At 73.6% G+C, this 17,834-nt stretch carries 15 protein-coding genes; 3 read left to right on the forward strand and 12 right to left on the reverse strand.

Annotated features, from left to right (window positions below; all coding sequences use genetic code 11):
• The first annotated feature begins 42 nt into the window (after positions 1 to 42).
• Both F5972_RS35110 and F5972_RS35115 read left to right on the forward strand, forming a co-directional pair.
• On the forward strand, positions 43 to 2,085 hold the full coding sequence (locus F5972_RS35110) for an N-6 DNA methylase (RefSeq protein WP_150940195.1): 2,043 nt from the start codon (positions 43 to 45) through the stop codon (positions 2,083 to 2,085).
• A 40-nt stretch (positions 2,086 to 2,125) separates the two neighbouring features.
• The gene (locus tag F5972_RS35115; protein ID WP_150940197.1) at positions 2,126 to 3,028 is read left to right on the forward strand and encodes a serine/threonine-protein kinase; all 903 of its coding nucleotides are present in this window, start codon (positions 2,126 to 2,128) and stop codon (positions 3,026 to 3,028) included.
• Between the two features lie 16 nt (positions 3,029 to 3,044).
• Here the strand turns inward: F5972_RS35115 and F5972_RS35120 are convergent, their stop codons facing one another.
• From F5972_RS35120 to F5972_RS35160, 9 genes are all read right to left on the reverse strand, one after another.
• Complete coding sequence (locus F5972_RS35120; protein ID WP_225312180.1) at positions 3,045 to 4,088, reverse strand: DUF2293 domain-containing protein; 1,044 nt, start codon at positions 4,086 to 4,088, stop codon at positions 3,045 to 3,047.
• Entirely contained in the window at positions 4,081 to 5,268 is a 1,188-nt protein-coding gene (gene rodA / locus F5972_RS35125) for a rod shape-determining protein RodA (protein WP_150940199.1), read from the reverse strand. Before rodA ends, F5972_RS35120 begins: the two co-directional genes overlap by 8 nt.
• The gene (mrdA, locus tag F5972_RS35130; RefSeq protein ID WP_225312181.1) at positions 5,265 to 7,292 is read right to left on the reverse strand and encodes a penicillin-binding protein 2; all 2,028 of its coding nucleotides are present in this window, start codon (positions 7,290 to 7,292) and stop codon (positions 5,265 to 5,267) included. Before mrdA ends, rodA begins: the two co-directional genes overlap by 4 nt.
• Positions 7,285 to 7,839, reverse strand: a complete 555-nt coding sequence (locus F5972_RS35135) for a hypothetical protein (RefSeq protein ID WP_150940201.1) — start codon at positions 7,837 to 7,839, stop codon at positions 7,285 to 7,287. The genes mrdA and F5972_RS35135 overlap by 8 nt, the downstream gene beginning before the upstream one ends.
• Positions 7,839 to 8,708: a rod shape-determining protein MreC gene (gene mreC, locus F5972_RS35140; RefSeq protein ID WP_191910472.1), complete on the reverse strand. Its 870-nt coding sequence runs from the start codon at positions 8,706 to 8,708 to the stop codon at positions 7,839 to 7,841. The genes F5972_RS35135 and mreC overlap by 1 nt, the downstream gene beginning before the upstream one ends.
• Positions 8,709 to 8,761: 53 nt before the next feature.
• The gene (gene mreB / locus F5972_RS35145) at positions 8,762 to 9,796 is read right to left on the reverse strand and encodes a rod shape-determining protein (RefSeq protein WP_225312182.1); all 1,035 of its coding nucleotides are present in this window, start codon (positions 9,794 to 9,796) and stop codon (positions 8,762 to 8,764) included.
• A 95-nt stretch (positions 9,797 to 9,891) separates the two neighbouring features.
• On the reverse strand, positions 9,892 to 10,920 hold the full coding sequence (locus tag F5972_RS35150) for a class A beta-lactamase-related serine hydrolase (protein WP_225312183.1): 1,029 nt from the start codon (positions 10,918 to 10,920) through the stop codon (positions 9,892 to 9,894).
• Positions 10,921 to 11,048: 128 nt separating this feature from the next.
• The gene (locus F5972_RS35155) at positions 11,049 to 11,735 is read right to left on the reverse strand and encodes a response regulator (protein ID WP_150940293.1); all 687 of its coding nucleotides are present in this window, start codon (positions 11,733 to 11,735) and stop codon (positions 11,049 to 11,051) included.
• Positions 11,736 to 11,743: 8 nt separating this feature from the next.
• A complete protein-coding gene (locus F5972_RS35160) occupies positions 11,744 to 13,084 on the reverse strand; it encodes a sensor histidine kinase (RefSeq protein ID WP_225312184.1) in 1,341 nt (446 codons plus the stop codon).
• Between the two features lie 394 nt (positions 13,085 to 13,478).
• On the opposite strand from F5972_RS35160, the gene F5972_RS35165 reads away from it, so the two are divergent.
• A complete protein-coding gene (locus F5972_RS35165) occupies positions 13,479 to 14,636 on the forward strand; it encodes an alpha/beta hydrolase family protein (protein ID WP_225312185.1) in 1,158 nt (385 codons plus the stop codon).
• A 30-nt stretch (positions 14,637 to 14,666) separates the two neighbouring features.
• Here F5972_RS35165 and speB read toward each other — a convergent pair whose 3' ends face one another.
• From speB to F5972_RS35180, 3 genes are all read right to left on the reverse strand, one after another.
• Positions 14,667 to 15,680: an agmatinase gene (gene speB / locus F5972_RS35170; protein WP_150940207.1), complete on the reverse strand. Its 1,014-nt coding sequence runs from the start codon at positions 15,678 to 15,680 to the stop codon at positions 14,667 to 14,669.
• A gap of 61 nt (positions 15,681 to 15,741) precedes the next feature.
• Positions 15,742 to 17,358, reverse strand: coding sequence for a PH domain-containing protein (locus F5972_RS35175; RefSeq protein ID WP_225312186.1), 1,617 nt, complete (start codon positions 17,356 to 17,358; stop codon positions 15,742 to 15,744).
• Complete coding sequence (locus tag F5972_RS35180; RefSeq protein ID WP_225312187.1) at positions 17,355 to 17,816, reverse strand: PH domain-containing protein; 462 nt, start codon at positions 17,814 to 17,816, stop codon at positions 17,355 to 17,357. Before F5972_RS35180 ends, F5972_RS35175 begins: the two co-directional genes overlap by 4 nt.
• Between the last annotated feature and the right edge of the window lie 18 nt (positions 17,817 to 17,834).

Raw genomic sequence — 17,834 nt, forward strand, 5'->3', positions numbered from 1 at the left:
TTGGTTGAGTCACTTCACAAGCATGGTGCTACCCTCGTGTTCATGGATCACGAGGCCCCGGTGGACGCCGGCGTCGAAGCGACCGTGAACGCGGGTGACATCGCCCGGCTGGCCGACGTCGGCAGGGCGGCGGTCAGCAACTGGCGCCGCCGGTACGACGACTTCCCCCAGCCCGTCGGCGGAACCGCCTCCAGCCCGCTTTTCTCGCTGCCCGAGGTCGAGGCGTGGCTGCGCCGGAACGGCAAGTCGTTCGAGGTCTCCCAGGGCGACCGCGTCTGGCAGCGGCTGCGAGCCTCGGCCGACGACCTGCGGCTGGGCGAGGTGATCCGGGAGGCGGGCGCCTTCCTGCTCTACGTCCAGCGCGACCCCGGCGGCTGGAAGCGGCTCGCGAAGTCCGCCGACCTCGCCGTACGGCTCCCGCGTGTCGTGGCCGAGGCGACCGGCGACCTGTTCCCGGGGGACCCGTCGAGCGTCGAGCCCGGGCTGCTCCGCCTGGTCGCGGCCATGGCCGAGCGGCACGGCGCGGCCGCGACGTTCGAGTTCCTGTGCGAGCGCTACGCCGAGGCGCACAGCCGCAGGCTCGCGCTGACCCGGCCCGACGTGGCCGCCCTCATGACCCGGCTGGCCTGCGCGGAGGCGCGGACCGTGCTCGATCCCGCCTGTGGCATGGGAACGCTCCTGCTCGGCGCCGCCGAGGTCATGGCCGACCCGGCCAGGCCGGCGGAGAGGGTGGCGGACAGGCCGGCGTACAGCGTGCGGTTCCTCGGCCAGGACGCCAACGAGACGGCGGCGGCCCTCGCCGCGCTGCGGCTGCTGCTGCGCGGGCGGGACGCCCGGATCGTGCCCGGGGACGCGCTGCGAGGCGACGCCTTCCCGCCGGAGCGGCCGGTCGACGCGGTCGTGTGCGACCCGCCGTTCAACGAGCGGGCCTGGGGACACGAGGACCTCGTCGGCGACCCCCGCTGGCAGCACGGCATGCCGCCGCGGGGCGAGTCGGAGCTCGCCTGGGTGCAGCACTGCCTCGCCCACGTGCGGCCCGGCGGGCTGGTGGCGATCCTGATGCCGGCCGCCGCGGCGAGCCGCCGCCCGGGCCGGCGGATCCGCGCGAACCTGCTGCGGGCGGGCGCGCTGCGCGCCGTCTTCACGCTGGCCGCCGGAGGGCCCGACCTGTGGCTGCTGCGCAGGCCCGAGCCGGGCGAGCGGGGGCCCGCCACGATCGTCGTGGGCGACGCGGGCGACGACCCCGAGTCCGTCGAGCGGTGCTGGCAGGCCTACCTCGCCGAGGCCGAACCGCCGCGTGGCGGGCGCGTCGTCCGGATCATCGACATCCTCGACGACGAGGTGGACGTGAGCCCGGCGCGGCATCTGTCTCCGCGCGTCGACACCCGGGGCTTCCCCGCCGCGCGCGAGCGGTTCCGGGAGGTGTCGGCGGCCCTGGCCGACGGCCTGCCGGACCTGGAGGTGCTCACCGGAGGTGGGGCGGGCTGGGACGTCTCCTGGTCGACCGTGGCCGAGATGGCCAGGGCCGGCCTGGTCGTCATCCGGCATTCGCCGCTGAGAGCCCTCCCGGACGGCGAGACCCCCGAGGTCCCCGAGGGCGGCGAGGACGGTGAGGACGGCGTGCCCGTGCTGACGGCCGACGACCTGGCGGCCGGGGCGGCGGGAACGACGGGCTCCGCGCCGGCGCGGCGGATTCCCCCCGCCCCCGGCCTGGTCGCCGTGCGGCCCGGGGACGTCGTCGCGTCGGCGGTCACCGCCCGGGTGGTCACGGCGGACGGGGCGGTGCTCGGCCCGCATCTCAGCCTGTTCCGGGTCGATCCCGGCAAGGTGGACCCCGAATTCCTCGCGGGATTCCTGCGGTACGCGGCGGGCGGAGGCCGCCCGCACCCGGGCAGCGGCCGGGTGGAGGCCCGCCGGGCCCGCGTCCCGCAGCTTCCCCTGACCGTCCAGCGGGCGTACGGCGCGGCCTTCCGGCGGCTGCTCGCGCTGGAGGACGGCCTGCGCGAGGTGGCGGCCGCCGGGGAGGCGCTCGCCCGCCTCGGTGTCGAAGGGCTGGTCGGCGGACGTCTTCGCCCACGCGGGTAACGGTGTAGCTTTTTCCCCGAAAGGTCGACGGGAGGGGCGCATGGTCATCGGCGACCGGTATGAGCTGGACGACCTTCCCCTGGGCCAGGGCGGCATGGGCGCCGTGTACGGCGGCCACGACCGGCGGCTCGACCGCAAGGTGGCGGTGAAGTTCCTGCGCCTGCCCGACGGCCCCGACGAGGAGCTGCAGCGCCGGTTCATCCGCGAGGCGCGCATCCTGGCCAAGCTCGACCACCCGGGGGCGCCGGTCCTGTACGACTTCGGCACCTACGAGCAGCGCCTCTTCCAGGTCATGCAGTTCATCGAGGGCGTGACCGTGGCCGACCTGCTGAGCGAGCACGGCCCGCTGCCGGTGCCGTGGGCGGCGGCCGTCGCCGCCCAGGCCTGCGCCGTGCTGACCGCCGCGCACAAGCTGTCGATCTGCCACCGGGACCTCAAGCCGACCAACCTCATGCTCTGCCCGGACGGCAGCGTGAAACTGCTCGACTTCGGGCTCGCCATGCTCCGCGAGGCGGACCGCGCGGGGGTGACGGCCCAGTTCACCCGGATCGGGCAGATCCTCGGCACCCCGGCGTACATGTCGCCCGAGCAGATCCAGCGCGGGGTGGCCGGGCCGAAGAGCGACCTCTACTCCCTCGGCTGCGTGCTGCACGAGATGCTGACGGGCAACCAGCTGTTCACCGGGCCCACGGAATACGCCGTCTTCGACAAGCAGGTGAAGGAGCGGCCGCCCCGCGTGCCGGGCGTCCCCGCCGCCCTGGACCGCCTGATCGCCGAACTGCTGGAGAAGGACCCGGACCGGCGCCCGTCCGACGCGTACACGCTGTTCGAGCGGCTGCAGCCGTTCGCGGTGGACCTGCCCCCGCTGCCCGGCTTCCTCAACCCGTCGTCGGTGCCCAGCCCCGGGCGCATGTACGCCCAGATGGTCGGCCGCGTCCGCTAGACGTCCCCGGAAGTCGTCAGGCCCGCCAGGAGGCGAGCACCTCGTCGACGCGGGGGCGGATCCGCTCCCGGGCGGTCATCCGCGGCACCCCCGACATCAGCAGCACGTCGTAGTCGGTGTCCAGGTGCCGCACGCTCGCGACCACGGCGAGCGTGACGGCGCCCTCGTCGAGGGCGCGGGCGGCGGCGGTGCGGCCGACCCGCCCGCTGCCGCGTACGGCGGCGTGCCCGGCGATGGCCTCGGCCCGCCCGGCGGGACAGCCGGGGAAGAGCCGGCGGATCTCCTCGGCCATCCGGTCCCGGAACCCGGCGTCCTCGTCGGCCCTCCGCTCGCGATCGCGCTCCCGGCGGCGCAGCCGCGCCTCCTCGTCGGCCAGGCACTGCTCCTCGGCCCGCGCCAGCGCCTCCTCCTCCACGAGGACGCCGAGCCGCTCGTACCTCTTGCGCCGCCGGTTGAAGCGGACCACGACGGCCGACAGCCCGCTCTCCTTCTTGGCGCGGCGGCTCAGCGCCGCGTTGCCCGCGGGCAGCAGGCACAGGTGGTCCATGTCCGCGCACGTCAGGCAGTGCGGCGCATCGTCCTCCATGATCAGGTACGGCCCGCTCTCGCCGCAGCCGGCGCAGGTCCAGGCCTCCAGCGGCGCGACGGCCACGAGGTCGGGGGCCCGGCCCTGCCGTTCCTCGATCTGCCGCCGCCGGGCCTCGCTCAGGTCGGGCGACAGCCAGTGGACGCGGAAGGCGCGCTCCGTCTCCTCGCCGCCCGCGGCGGTGAAGCGCAGGGGCCGCCGGTCGCGGGTCCCGGCCGTGTACGCCGCCTCGCTCTCCAGCAGGTTCCGCGACCGGGCCCACTCCCGCAGATGCGACAGGGCCTCCTCCATCCGGTCCGCGTCCACGGCGGCCAGCCGTTCGAGGCTCTCCACGCGGCCCTGCCGCCAGGTCTGCACGTGGCGGTCGTGCAGCCAGCGCAGGCCGGTGAGGACGTCGATGGGGGTCACGTATCTGCGGGTGGCCAGGGCGATCTCCGCCGCCTGGGCCACCCGTCCGCCGAGCTTGCTACGCACCCCTCCTAGATTGCCCTATGCGGGGAGTGCGGGTGCGGCGGTTGACGGCGGCGAGCAGCCCCACGGCCGCGAGGCTGGAGATCGTGGCCGACCCGCCGTACGAGACGAACGGCAGCGGCAGCCCGGCGACGGGCAGCAGGCCCATCGTCATCCCCACGTTGACGAACGTCTGGAACGCCAGCCAGCACACCACCCCTCCGGCCAGGACCGTGCCGAACGGCGAGGGGCTCCGGGCCGCGATCCACAGACCCCGCCACAGCAGGGCGAGCATCAGCAGGATCACGCAGGCGCCGCCGACGAAGCCGAGCTCCTCGCCGGCGACGGTGAAGATGAAGTCGGTGTGCTGCTCGGGCACGAAGTGGCCGGCCGTCTGCTCGCCGTGGAACAGGCCCTTGCCGAGCAGCCCGCCCGAGCCGATCGCGATCCTCGACTGCGTGGCGTTGTAGCCCATGCCCATCGGATCGGCGTCGGGGTCGGCCAGCACCATCAGCCGCTGGAGCTGGTAGGGCCGGATGAGGTCGAGCCGCCACACGAGCAGCACCCCGGCGGCCCCGGCCGCGGCGAACGCCGCGAACCACCTCTTGGGCGCGCCGGAGACGGCGATCATCCCGAAGGTGAGGACCAGGAAGACCAGGGCGGTGCCGTGGTCGGGCTGCAGCGCGATCAGGCCGACCGGCACCGCGGCCACCCCCAGCGCGAGCAGCACCGCCCCCGCGCCCGGCCGGCGCTCCCCGTCGCGCAGTTCGCCGAGGATCGTCGCGAGCGCGAGCAGCGTGGCCGCCTTGGCGAACTCCGACGGCTGGAACTGCAGGCCGCCCCCGAGAACGATCCAGGCGTGCGAGCCGTTGATCGTGCGCCCGAGCGGGGTCAGCACGGCGACCAGCCCGGCGAGCCCGAGCAGGTAGAACAGCGGCACGTAGGCCCGCAGCAGCCGCAGGTCGATCCGGGAGACGGCCCACATCAGCACCAGGCCGATGCCCACGCTGACGGCCTGCCGTTCCGGCAGGGTGGAGCCCGGCCGGCCGCGGGTGGCCGACCACACCAGCAGCAGCCCGATCGCCGACAGGGCGACGGCGGGCAGCACCAGCCCCAGGGCGGGAAGGGAGACGCCCGCCGAGGCCCGCCGGCGGGTGGCGCGGGCCGATGGCAGCCGTACGGACAGGGGCCCCAGCGTCGTCATCGCCCACCACCCTTCTTGTGCTTCTTGTCCTTCTTGGGGTGCTTCTTGTGGTGGGTGAGCGCGTCGATGCCCTCCCAGATCTCCCTGGCCGCGGGGGCCGCCGTGGTCCCGCCCGTGCCGCCCTGCGACACCACGACGACCACGACGTACTTGGGGTCCTTCGCGGGGGCGAAGGAGGCGAACCACGAGGTGTCCTGCCTGCCGTACGCCTCGGCGGTGCCGGTCTTGCCGGCCACCGGGAAGCGCTTGAGCGGGAACCCCGCGAACGCGCCGGCGGCGGTCCCCTCGCGCGGCACGCCGGCCAGCGCGTCGCGGATGAAGCGCAGCGTCTTGCGGGAGGCGTCGATCTTGCCCACGACCGGCGGGACGATGGTGCGGACCACCGTGCCGTCGGGACGCTCGATCCGCTTGCCGATCCTCGGGCTGAAGACCGTGCCGCCGTTGGCGAGCGCGGCGTAGCCCCGGGCGAGCTGGAGCGGCGTCACCAGCACGTCGCCCTGGCCGATGGAGAAGTTGGCCGCGTCACCGGCCCACCAGACCCCGCCGGAACGGCAGTTGTCGGCCGCGAGCGCCTTGAGGTAGGCCGCCCGCTTCCGGTCGGACTCGTCCGGATAGCCGCTCTTGGCGCGGCGGCAGGCGTCGGCCCGGGTCCGCTCCCAGTTGGCCTTCTTCCAGGCCCGGTCGGGCACCCTCCCGGCCGCCTCGTGCGGCAGGTCGATCCCGGTGGGCGCGCCGAACCCGAACTCCTTCGCCATCTCCTGCATCGGGTCTTTGGGCCGCTTCACGGGCGTGAGGCCGCCGTCGCGCTTCCACATCCGCTCCGCGAAGCGGTAGAAGATCGTGTCACAGGAGACCACCAGGGCCCGCCGCATGTCCATGCGGCCGAGCTCGGCGCTCTCGAAGTTGTGGAACACCCGGCCGCCGATCTTGTAGCCGCCCGGGCAGTCGTAGGAGTCCCGCAGCCCGTAGCCCGCCTTCGCCGCCGCGGCCGTCGAGGTGACCTTCCACGTCGACCCCGGGGCCCACTGCCCCTGCACGGCGGCGCTGATCAGCGGCAGGTCCTCGTAGGCGCGCTGGGAGATGCCGCCGGTCCACACGACGGGGTCGTAGCTGGGGTAGTCGGCGATCGCCGTCACCCGCCCGGTCTTCGCCTCCAGCACGACCGCCGCGCCGCTGTCGGCGGGCTCGCCGCGCCCGCGCGCGCCGGCCACCGCCCGGGCCAGCGCCCGTTCGGCCACGTCCTGGATGCGCGCGTCGATGCTGGTCACCAGCGTCTCGCCGGGTACGGCGGCCTCCTCACGGATCAGGCCGGTGACCTTGCCGGTGCTGTCCACCGCCACCTCCCTGATCCCGGTCCGGCCGGCCAGGTCGCGGTCGTACCGCGCTTCGAGGCCGTCGCGGCCGATCAGCTCGGGGCCCCCTTCGGGGTCGTCGGGGGAGGGCGGCTGCAGGTAACCGAGGACGTGCGCCGCGGCCGGGCCGAGCGGATAGGTCCGCACCGGCCGCAGCGCCGTGCTGACGCCGGGGAACTCGTTCTGCCGCTCCGCGATCCACAGCGCCGTGCGCACGCTGACGTCGTCGGCGACGACGATCGGCTGGTACGGCGAGCCGGGCCAGCACGGCCGCGGCACGTCCCTCCCGCACAGCCGGGCCCGGTCGGCGAGTTCCTGGTACGGCCGGCCCAGGGCCCGCGCCAGCCGGGTCAGCACGTCCGTCCCGCCGTCGGGCTGGTGGAGGAGGGCCATGTAGTCCACCGACACCTGCGGCCGGGTCTCGTTGGCCACCAGTGGCCGGCCGCGCACGTCGAGGATCTGCCCCCGCACGGGCGGCAGGACCACCGAGCGCACCCGCGACTCCGTCGCGGCCCTGGAGTACGACGAGCCGGTGACGACCTGCAGATACCACAGACGGCCGAGCAGGGTCAGCATGAGCGTGGTGACCACGACGAAAACCACCGTGAGGCGCCCCCGGTTGGCGTTTCCCCGCATGCCGCCCCGGATGTCGGCGCGGGCGCCGCTACGCACGCCGTCCCCCGCGCGCGTACAGGGGGCGCGAGGCCGGCACCCGGCCGAAGGACCGGCGGCGGGGGAGGAGGGCGAGCCCGGCCGTCACGAGGGCCGCGCCGCCCGTGGTCCAGGCGATCGCGCCGGGGGCGAGCGCGGCCGCCCAGGGCGTCCCGTCCAGCAGGGCCGCGAGCACGCCCCCGGCGAACGACGCGCAGAGGGCCACGACGGCGGCGCCCGCGACACGGCGCCCGGCCCCGTCGTCGGCGGGGATCCGCGTGGACACCCAGCCGGCCAGGCACAGCACCAGCGCGAGCCGTCCGATGGTGTGGTCGGCGGGCGGGGCGACGTCGGCGGCCAGGCCCGCGGCGAACCCCAGGAGCGCTCCCGCCCCCGCTCCCGTCCCCGTGCGTGACCCCGTGTATGACCACAGCGCCGGCGCGAGCGCGATCACGCAGATCAGCACGATGTCGGGCACTCCCCCGGGGAGCGACCACCCGTTGACCACGGTGACCTGGAGCACCGGCGCGGCGAGGACGAGGAGCACCGACAGGATGACCGCCCTCATCACGCCCCCTCCGCATGCCCGGACGAGTCCTTCTTCTTCGCTCTCTTCTTCTTGGACTTCTTGGCCTTCTCAGGCTTCTTCTCGGGCTCCGGCCGGGCCGCGGAAGCCTCCGCCGCCGTGTCCGTGACGGCCTGCTTGTCCGGCCCGGTGTCCGGCAGCGGCCCGAGGACCACCGTGACGTTCTCCAGCGCGGTGAAGCGCGCGAAGGGGCGCACGAGCGCGGTCCTGGTCAGCGCGTCCGGCGCCGGCTCGACCGTGATCACGGTGCCGATCGGCACGTCGGGCACGAACGGCCGCAGGTCGCGTGACCCCAGCGTCACCACCCGGTCGCCCGGCTTCACGTCGGCCGAGGGGTTGAGCAGGCCAAGCCGCAGCAGGCCGTGCTCGGGCACGCCGGTCACCAGGCCGACCTCCCGCGAGCCCTCCAGGCGGGCGCCGACGGACGCGCCGGAGGCGGTGGCGAGTTGCACGGTCGCCGTTCCCGGGCCGGTGCGCAGGACCCTGCCGACCAGCCCGTCGCCGTCGAAGACCGTCATGTCGGGGGCCACCCCGGCGCCGGAGCCGGCGTCGATGGTGACGGTGCCGTCCCGGCCGAAGCCGACGGCGTGGGCCGAGACGACCTGGTAGCCGTTCCCCTCGGCCGGGGACGGGGTGGCCCGGCGAACGGCGAGCAGTTCGGCGCGCAGCCGGGCGTTCTCCCGTTCGAGGTCCTCCAGGCGGCCCGCGCCCGACGCCCAGCGGACGCCGGCGGACGCCGCGTCCTCCAGTCCGCCGTAGACCGCCGACCCGAACGCCCGCAGCGGATCCAGAGGGGTCACCGTGTCGGCCGCGATCAGCGCGGCGGCGGCGAGCGCCAGCAGCACGGGCACCCGGCGACCCGGGCGGCCCGGACGAGCCGGGCGGCCTGGGTGACCTGGCATCCTCATCTGCGGGTTTCGGGGAGGAACACGTCCTGCATCTCGTCGAACCGCTCGGTGCAGCGGCCCGCGCCCAGCACAACCGACTGGAGCGGCTGCTCGACGAGGTGGATCGGCATGCCGACCGCCTCTTCGAGCCTCCCGGCGAGGCCTTCGAGCAGCGCCCCGCCGCCGGTCAGCACGATCCCGTTGTCGAGCAGGTCGCCCGCGAGTTCGGCCGGGCACTGGTCCAGTGTGGTCTGGACGGCGTCGACGATCGTCTGGACCTGGTCCTCGATGGCCTCCCGGACCTGGCCCCTGGTGATCGTCGCCGTCTTGGGCAGGCCGGTGACCAGGTCGCGGCCCCGGATCGGCCGCGTCGTCGTGTCGTCGCCGCCCGGCCGGGCGCTGCCCATGGTGATCTTGATGTGCTCGGCCGTGCGCTCGCCGAGCAGCAGGGAGTGTTCCTTCTTGACGTAGTTGACGATCGCCTCGTCGAGCTCGTCGCCGCCGACCCGCACCGACTTCGACACGACCACCCCGCCGAGCGAGACGATCGCGACCTCGGTGGTCCCGCCGCCGATGTCCACGACCATGTTGCCGGTCGTGTCGCCCACGTTGAGGCCCGCGCCGATCGCCGCGGCCATGGGCTCCTCGATGATGTGGACGCGCCGGGCGCCCGCCTCGTACGCCGCCTCGCGCACCGCGCGCTGCTCGACGCTGGTGGTGCCGCTCGGCACGGCGACGACCACGCGGGGCTTGGCCAGGTAGCGGTTCCGGTGCGCGAGCTGGATGAAGTGCCGCAGCATGCGCTCGGCGGCGTCGAGGTCGGCGATCACGCCGTCCTTCAGCGGCCGCAGAGTCGCGATGTGGGGCGGGGTCCGCCCGATCATCTCCTTCGCCGCGGTCCCGACGGCCACGATCCGGTCGCTGTGCAGGTTGATCGCCACGACCGAGGGCTCGTCCAGGACGACGCCCTTCTTGCGGACGTACACCAGCGTGTTGGCGGTACCGAGGTCGACCGCCATGTCCCGGCCGAGCAATCCCCACGGGAAACCCATCGGCGACCAGCTTTCAGAGAGGAGGGAGAGCACGCGTGATCGCTGCCCGCCGCCCCCGCCTCTGAAACAGAACACATCCGCACGAAAGCGGGCCGCTAGGTGACGCTGAGATAGAGGTCTCTCGCCAGCTTCGTCACCCGTTCGGCCGACTTCGTGAAGGACGCCCCCGAGGGCTGCAGGGTGAGCACGACCATGATCAGCCGGTCGCTGATCACGCCTGTAGTGTGGAGCACCGGACGGCCGAAATCAACCGGTTCGCGGCCCATCGTGACCGGCCCGATACGGTACGACACGGCCTTCGCGCGGGCGCACCGGACCGGGGGCACGGAGCCGAAGCCGGACCATCCCTGCTTGATCGCCCAGGGCCGGGGAACGGCGCGGGGAATGCCGAAACGCTGGTCGAAGCCGTCGCTCGCGCACCGCCACGCCTGGCGCAGGTTGCCCAGGACGAAGTCGCGGACGCGGGGTTCGGCCCGCTTCAGCAGATACCGGTAGACGAGAGCGATGTCGGCCGCGCTGATGGCGGTGTAGCCCCAGAAGCCGGGTTTCGCCGCGGGCGGCGGGGAGGTTTCGGACAGGCCGATCCGGCGCGCCATCCGCCGGACGATCTCACCCTGGCCCCCGCGCCGCCACAGGGCCGTGGCCGCGTCGTCGTCGCTGCCGCGGAGCATGGGGGTGAGCAGCGCCCTGTCCCGGGCGGGGATCGCGCCCCGGTGCCGCTCCAGGTAGTCGGTCGCGATGAGGATCTTCACCACCGACGCCGACCGGAACCGGTGGTGCGCCAGGTGCTGGGCGACGGTCTTACCGGTGGTCAGGTCCACCACCGAGTAGCCCGCCGTGACCCCGGCCGGCACCCGTACGGGCCTCGCGGGGGACCGGAGCGGACGTCCGGCCCCCTCGGACGCGTCCCTGGTCGCCGGCCCGGTCGCCCGCACCGGAGTGCCCGGCGTGCCGGTCCCGGTCCCGGCCGGCGCCGCCGGGGCGCTTGCCCGTAAACCTGCCGAGCCGCCTCCGGCGTCCGCCGCGCCACCGGCCCTTGCGGCGCCACCCGAGGAGCAGCCGGTCAGCAGCGCCGGGAGCGCGGCGGCCACGGTCAGGACGGCGGCGGTTCTCGATCGTGTCACCCGACCATGCCTACCAGATCGCCTGTCGCCCGATGTGTGGAAATGTCAGGTGGAGCTTTCCCTTTCCCCTGCGGAGTCGATGCAGTGGACACCGCTGACCTGCGGTAGGACATAACGGTGCGGGCGGCTCAGGCAGGCGTACTCCCCGGTGGCCGGTCGGCGAGCGAGCCCGGGGTGACCAACCCGGTTTCGTAGGCGAGCACGACCGCCTGCACCCGGTCCCTGAGGCCGAGCTTGGACAGAATCCGCGCGACATGAGTCTTCACCGTCGTCGGGCTGAGGCTCAGCCGGTCGGCGAGCTCGGCGTTGCTCAGCCCGGTGGCGAGCAGGCGCAACACCTCCAGCTCCCGGGGTGTCAGCTCCGACAGATCCCCGTGCACGGCTGTCCCGGCCTCGTCGCGGCGGGCGAACCGCTCGACCAGACGGCGGGTGATCGTCGGTGCGAGCAGGGCGTCGCCTGCGCGCACCAGACGCACCGCGGCCACCAGGTGCTCGGGTGTGACGTCCTTGAGCAGGAAGCCACTGGCCCCTGCGGTGAGCGCGGCGTAGACGTAGTGGTCGAGGTCGTAGGTGGTCAGAATGAGAACGCGAGTCTCGCCCGGGTCGGCAGCCATGATCTGCCGGGTGGCTTCGAGCCCGTCCATCCGCGGCATCCGGATGTCCATCAGCACGACGTCCGGCCGAGTACGCCGGACGGCGGCGACCGCTTCCGCTCCATCGGCCGCCTCGGCCGTCACCTCGATGCCGTCGGCGGCGAGGATCATCCCGAACCCGCTGCGAACCAGCGCTTGATCGTCGGCGATGACCACGCGCATCGGCCCGTTCACGAAGTGGCCCACGGAAACCGCGCCTTGATCCGATAGCCGCCGTCGCTCCGCGGTCCGGCCTCCAGGGTGCCGCCGTAGAGGGCGAGCCGCTCCCGCAGCCCGATCAGGCCCCGGCCCTGGCCGTCTCCCGCGCCGGCCGTCCGCCTGCCGCCGGTGTCGGTGATCTCGATCTCCAGCCAGCCGCCTAGGTGGCCGATGGCGACGGACGCCGCCGCGCCGACCGCGTGCTTGATCGTGTTGGTCAGGGCCTCCTGGACGACGCGATAGACGGCCAGTTCCACCCCGGGCGGCAGTGGGCGGGGCGGCGGGGAGATCTCGACGCTGACCGGCACTCCGGCTGCGCGAACCCGTTCGATCAAGGAGTCGAGCTGGTCGAGTCCCGGTTGCGGTTCGAGCCCGTCCGCACTGTCGCCCGCCCGCTCGCTCTCCGGCCCGGCCAGCAGCCCCATGACGTTGCGTAGTTCCGCCATGGCGGCCCGGCCGCCGGCTTCGACCGCCAGCAGGGCCTGCTTCGACTGAACCGGAGCCGTGTCCATCACCGCGCGTGCCGCGCCGGCCTGGATCACCATCACGTTCACATTGTGGGTGACGACATCGTGCAGTTCGCCGGCGATCCGGGAGCGCTCTTCCCGGACGGCCTCGCGCCTGGCCTCCTCCTGTGCGCGCAGTAGTTCCGTGACTCGACGGCGGCCGGCGTCGAGTTGTCGCCGCCAGGATCGGACGAAAGCGGCGGCGACTCCGGCGCTCATCAGCACCACGAACGGCCCCAGCCAGCTTGGCAACGCCGGGACGGAGTCCCGGAAGGCGGCTCCTGCCAGCACGGCAGCGAGGACGAGTCCCCCCATGGCCGGCGCACGGTGCGGGCTGTGGACCACGGCCCCGTACCCGGCGATGGCGAACGTCAGCACGGTGATCCACGTCGCGTCGTCGTGGGTGGCCAACGCCGCGGCCAGCACCGCCCAGAAGGTGATCAGTGGGTACAGCCGTCGCACCGCCAGCGGCAGAGCCGTCAGAACCACCAGGAGCGGAAGCGGGCCGGAATCCTCCTGGCCGTCGTCGGGGGCGATGACAGGCCGTCCCCAGCGGTCAGGCGGTACATCGCCGCCTCGCGGCGGTGGAGAGGGCCGCAGTCGCAGGGGCTCCGACAGGGAGTGCGGCTGCTCGTCGACACGATGAGTGCCGTCTGTGGCGCCCGCCGTCGCGGCCACGGCCGCAATGGTCAAGGCGATCGCGAGCAGCAGGTCAGCGAGGAGCGACCGGCGCGAAAGCCGGGTGGGTTTCCGCACGGGGCGCGGCACGTCCAGCGTGAACTGCCACCATCCACGTCGTTCGCTCACTGTCTCATTGTCCTGATCGCGCGGCACGTCCCGCGTCAGCCTCAGTGACCGGATCCGACCTCCGCAAGAAGTACATCGGAAGGACGACCACGCGGAGGGTTCCTCCCCGGGATGGGGTCGATATCGGCAGGGCAGCCGACGCGGACGGGCCTGCCCGGCTCCTAGCGTCGTTGCCGCCACCGGCCGCACGAGCTCCGTCGAGGCGGCCCCCCACCCGGAAGGACAGGTCATGGATCACGCGATGGAGAGCATGCCAAGCCCCGCCTCAGTACACGGTGCAGGCGACGGTGCAGACGCCGGTGCAGGTGCGTCGCCGCCGCTCCGCCGGATCAGCCGAGGCGCCACCACCGTCGCGGCTCTGATCGCCTTCGCGGCCGCCGCATCGTGCGCCTCCGTGTCGGGTTCGGTCGTGTACGGCGCCACGCCGCCCAACGCGTCGCCCGGTTCCACCGCATCCGTCCCCGGTCTTCCGTCCGCCGGGATCGGCAGGCCCCGGCTCCCGGAACCGACCGGATCCCGGCCGGTCGGCACCACGTCCCTCTACCTCAAGGACGGCTCCCGCACCGATCCCTGGGTCCCCGGCGTGAAGGCGAGGGAGCTGATGGTCTCCCTGTGGTACCCGGCGAAAACCCGTAGGGGGAACCGCGCCCCGTACATGACGGCCAAGGAGTCGGAGCTCATCCTGAAAGGCGGAGAGATCACCGGCGTGCCGTACGACGCGTTGAGCAGAACGCGGGCCAACGCCCTCGTCGACGCCGCGCCGGCCGGTCGTGAACACAGTCTGCCCCTGGTGGTGCTCTCCCCGGGCTTCACCGAACCCCGCAGCTCGCTGACCGCGCTCGCCGAGGAACTGGCGAGCAGGGGCTATGTGGTGGCCGGCATCGACCACACCTACGAGAGCCTGGCCACGACCTTCCCCGACGGCCGGGTCACCACCTGCGTCGCATGTGAGGCGGGCAAGAGCCAGGAGTTCTGGAACACGGTGGGCCGGAGCCGGGCGGCCGACGTCTCCTTCGTGCTCGACGAACTGATCGGGACGCACCCCAGATGGAAGGGCGCCTCACTGATCGCCCGCTCCCGCGTCGCGATGGCCGGGCACTCGGCGGGAGGCGCGAGCACCATCGCCGCCATGCTGCAGGACACCCGCATACGTGCCGGGATCGACATGGACGGCACCACATTCGCTCCGATCCCGGACAGCGGACTGTCCCGGCCGTTCCTCTTCCTGGGCACGCGGGCCATGCACAGCCCGGGAGGCAAGGACACCACATGGGACCGCGACTGGGCCCATCTGACGGGATGGAAGCGCTGGCTCGTGGTGACAGGGGCAGAGCATGTCTCCTTCACCGACACCGCGCTGCTGGTGGAGCAACTCGGCATCTACCGCAATCCCGGCCTGCCCGGGGCCCGCGCCGTGGAGATCACCCGCAGCCACGTCGCGGCCTTCTTCGACCTGCACCTGCGCCACAGGCCCCAGCCCCTGCTGGACAAGCCGTCAACGCGCCACCCCGAAGTCCGGCTGTGTGACGTCGAGCGGAAAACCTGCGACTAGGCCGGGACCGTGCGGCCGGACCGTGTGGGGTCAGCGGCCGTCGAGGAGAGGCTGAGCGGGATCCCAGCGGGTGCCCTCGGCGGCGTCCCTGCGGCGCCGGGCGATCGCCGACAGCGCCTCCAGGACGACCCGGTTGCCGAGGTAGGCCGTGATGTCCGCGTGGTCGTACGGCGGGGCCACCTCGACGATCTCCAGCCCGACGACGGGCAGTTCGTAACAGGTCCTCCGGACGGCGTCGAGAAGCTGGCGGGCCGACAGGCCGCCCGGCTCGGGGGTGCCGGTGCCCGGCGCGTGGCCCGGGTCGCAGACGTCCACGTCGACCGACAGGTAGACACCGTCGCAGCCGTCCAGCGCGATGGCGTACGCCTCGGTGAGGCACTCGTCGAGCCCTCGGGCGACGATCTCGGTCATCTCGTACGACCGCATCCGCTGACCGGCCATCCAGTCGAGGATCTCCGGGCCGGGCCAGTAGCCGCGCAGGCCGATCTGCAGGAAGCGGTCGCCCCGGATCGCGCCCGACTCGATCAGCCGCCGCATCGGCTGACCGTGGCCGTGCAGGTGGCCGAACTCGATGTCGCCGGTGTCCGCGTGCGCGTCGAAGTGGATCATGGAGGCGCGCCCGAAGCCGTGGTGCCGCGCCACGCCGGTCGCGTCGGGCAGGGCGATCGTGTGGTCGCCGCCGAGGACGACGGGAACGGCCCCGGAGGCCGCGATGCGGGCGACGGCGTCCTCGATCGCGCGCAGGCTGCCCTCGATGTCGCCGGCGTAGGTCTCCACGTCTCCGGCGTCCAGCACCCGCAGGTCCTTGAGGGCGTCCACGCGCAGCGCCAGGCTCGGGCGCGAGCCGTCGTGGGGGAGATAGCACGTCTGGCGGATGGCGTTCGGGCCGAAGCGGGCCCCCGGGCGGTGTGAGGTGCCGCCGTCGAACGGCGCGCCCAGGATCACGACGTCGGCTCCCGCGTAGCCGGCCGGGTCGTCGAGGTCGCACCGCTCGACCCCGAGGAAGGTGATGTCGGGGCCGAACATCTGGCCGTAGCGGCTCATCCCACTCCTGATGTCTTACCGGTCGTATCAGGTCATATCGGTCTTATTGCGACATCACATGCTATTGGCTGACGGAACCGGCGGGTTCGAGGAACGGGTCGAGCAGGCCGGGGGTGCCCGCGGCGGCCAGGCGCAGCGCCTCGGCGAGATCGACGTCGCGCACCTGGTAGCTCTGCGCGCCCGCCGCGGTGGTCGCCGTCAGCGTGGCGAGGCCCGCCCGCCGCTGGAAGAACGATCGCTCGACGGTCCAGCCGATCACGCCGTCGCACCGCAGCACGACCCGGCGGCGGACGAGCGAGCCCCATCGGGTCACCAGGTATCCCGAGGTCAGGGCGTGCCCGAGGGACCGGTAACGGTCGGCGGCGAGCAGCGCCGTCACCGGCAGCAGGGCGGCGGCGGTGAGCCAGGGCCACAAGGGCGGCTCGCCCAGCACCCACAACAGGAGCAGCGCGAGCAGGATCGGCGCGTGCACGCCGAACGCGCGGGTGAACCGGCGGCGCAGCGCGGCCGGCCCGTGCGGGATGAGGGGCACGGTGAGGGGCGAGGTGAGAGGCCCAGTGTCAGGCCCGGTGTCAGGCCCGGTGACCGGCGCAGGGCCGCCGGTGGCGCCAGGCGTGTGGGACAGCACGAGCCCGGCCACCGCGACGGCCTCCGCGCGGGGAGCGGGCGGCAGCAGCGTCGAGCCGCCGCGCTGGCCGCCCTCCTTCGAGCGCAGGCCGGTCGTCACGGCGGACAGCCGGGCGCCGCGTACGGCCCGCAGCAGCAGCGGCTCGTCGATCTCGACCCCCCGCAGCCGCCGTTCCTCGATGGTGGTGGCCCGCCTGGTCAGCAGGCCCCGGGTCACGTGAAGGGTGCCCTCGGCGTGCCGGGTCAGCCGGAAGTTCCCGTACGCCAGGACGTAACCAAGCGTGGACGCGACGCCCACGAACACCATGAGCGCGAGCAGCACCGTCGCGATCTCCAGCGCCAGCGACATCGCGCTGAACCACCGCCAGGTCTCCCGGACCGGCCCCACCCGGTCGAGGTCGATGTTCCCCTCCGAGACCAGGCGGGACACGAAGCCCCCGACGACGCCCACGGTGACCAGCCCGGACATGGTGAACGGCCCGAACCTGACCCACCCGGGCCGCATCCGCGCGAGTTCGGTCTCCCCGGCCGCCATGCTCCCGGCGGGCGGCGGCACCGGAGACGCCGCGGGAGACTGTGCGGCGGGGGAGCGGTGCAGCAGTTCCACGCGCAGGCGGGCGGCCTCGTCGGCGCTGAGCGCGTCGAGCTTGAGCCGGCTGTCGTGCCTGCGGTCGGAGGTGCCCGTTCCCACCTCCACCCGGGCGAGGCCGAGCACGCGGTGCAGCACGTGGGAGGTGACGTCGACCGTGCGGACCCGGTCGCGGGGCACGGTCAGCACCTTCCGGTTCAGCAGCCCGCGCCTGACCTGCACCTGCTCGGGGGAGATCCGGTACGTCGTGGTGAACCAGCGGAGCATGCCGAACAGGACCGTCAGGCCGACGCCCGCGGCGCTCCACAGGTGACCCTTCCCGCCGCTGCTCGTTCCCGCCACCAGCAGGCCGAGCAGGGCCGGGGCGGCCCGTACGACCTCCTGGACGGGGTGGACCAGCAGCATCCGCGGGCTGAGCCGCCGCCAGCCGGTCTCGGCCGGGCCGCTCACGGGACCGCTCACGTCGCGTCGCCCGCCGTCGCCTGGGCGTTGGCGGTGAGTTCGGCGACCAGGCGCTGGGCCGTGTCCCGGTCGAGGCCGCCGACCTTGATGGGACCGGCGGCCGAGGCCGTGGTGACGGTGACGTTGGCGAGGCGGAAAAGCTGCTCCAGCGGGCCGCGCTCGCTGTCCACCGTCTGGATCCGCGAGACCGGGGCGATGCGCCACTCCTGCCGGAACCAGCCCGACTGCGTGAAGACCGCCGCCGGCGTGGCCTCCCAGCGGTGCACCCGGTAACGCCACTGCGGCATGACCGTGACGTGTGCCGCCGCGACGACGGCGGTCGCCGCGAGGCCGGTCACGTGTACGGAGAGCGGCATGCCTGCCGTGTCGGCCACCAGCCAGATCACCTGGGCCGCGAGGAGGATGAGCCAGCCGAAGGCGGCCCGCGCGGCCCAATACCAGATGGCGGTGCGGCTCACGCGGTGCCGAGGGGGTCG

Origin of the sequence: Microbispora cellulosiformans (assembly GCF_008728085.1) — a bacterium.
GTDB classification, from domain to species: domain Bacteria; phylum Actinomycetota; class Actinomycetes; order Streptosporangiales; family Streptosporangiaceae; genus Microbispora; species Microbispora amethystogenes.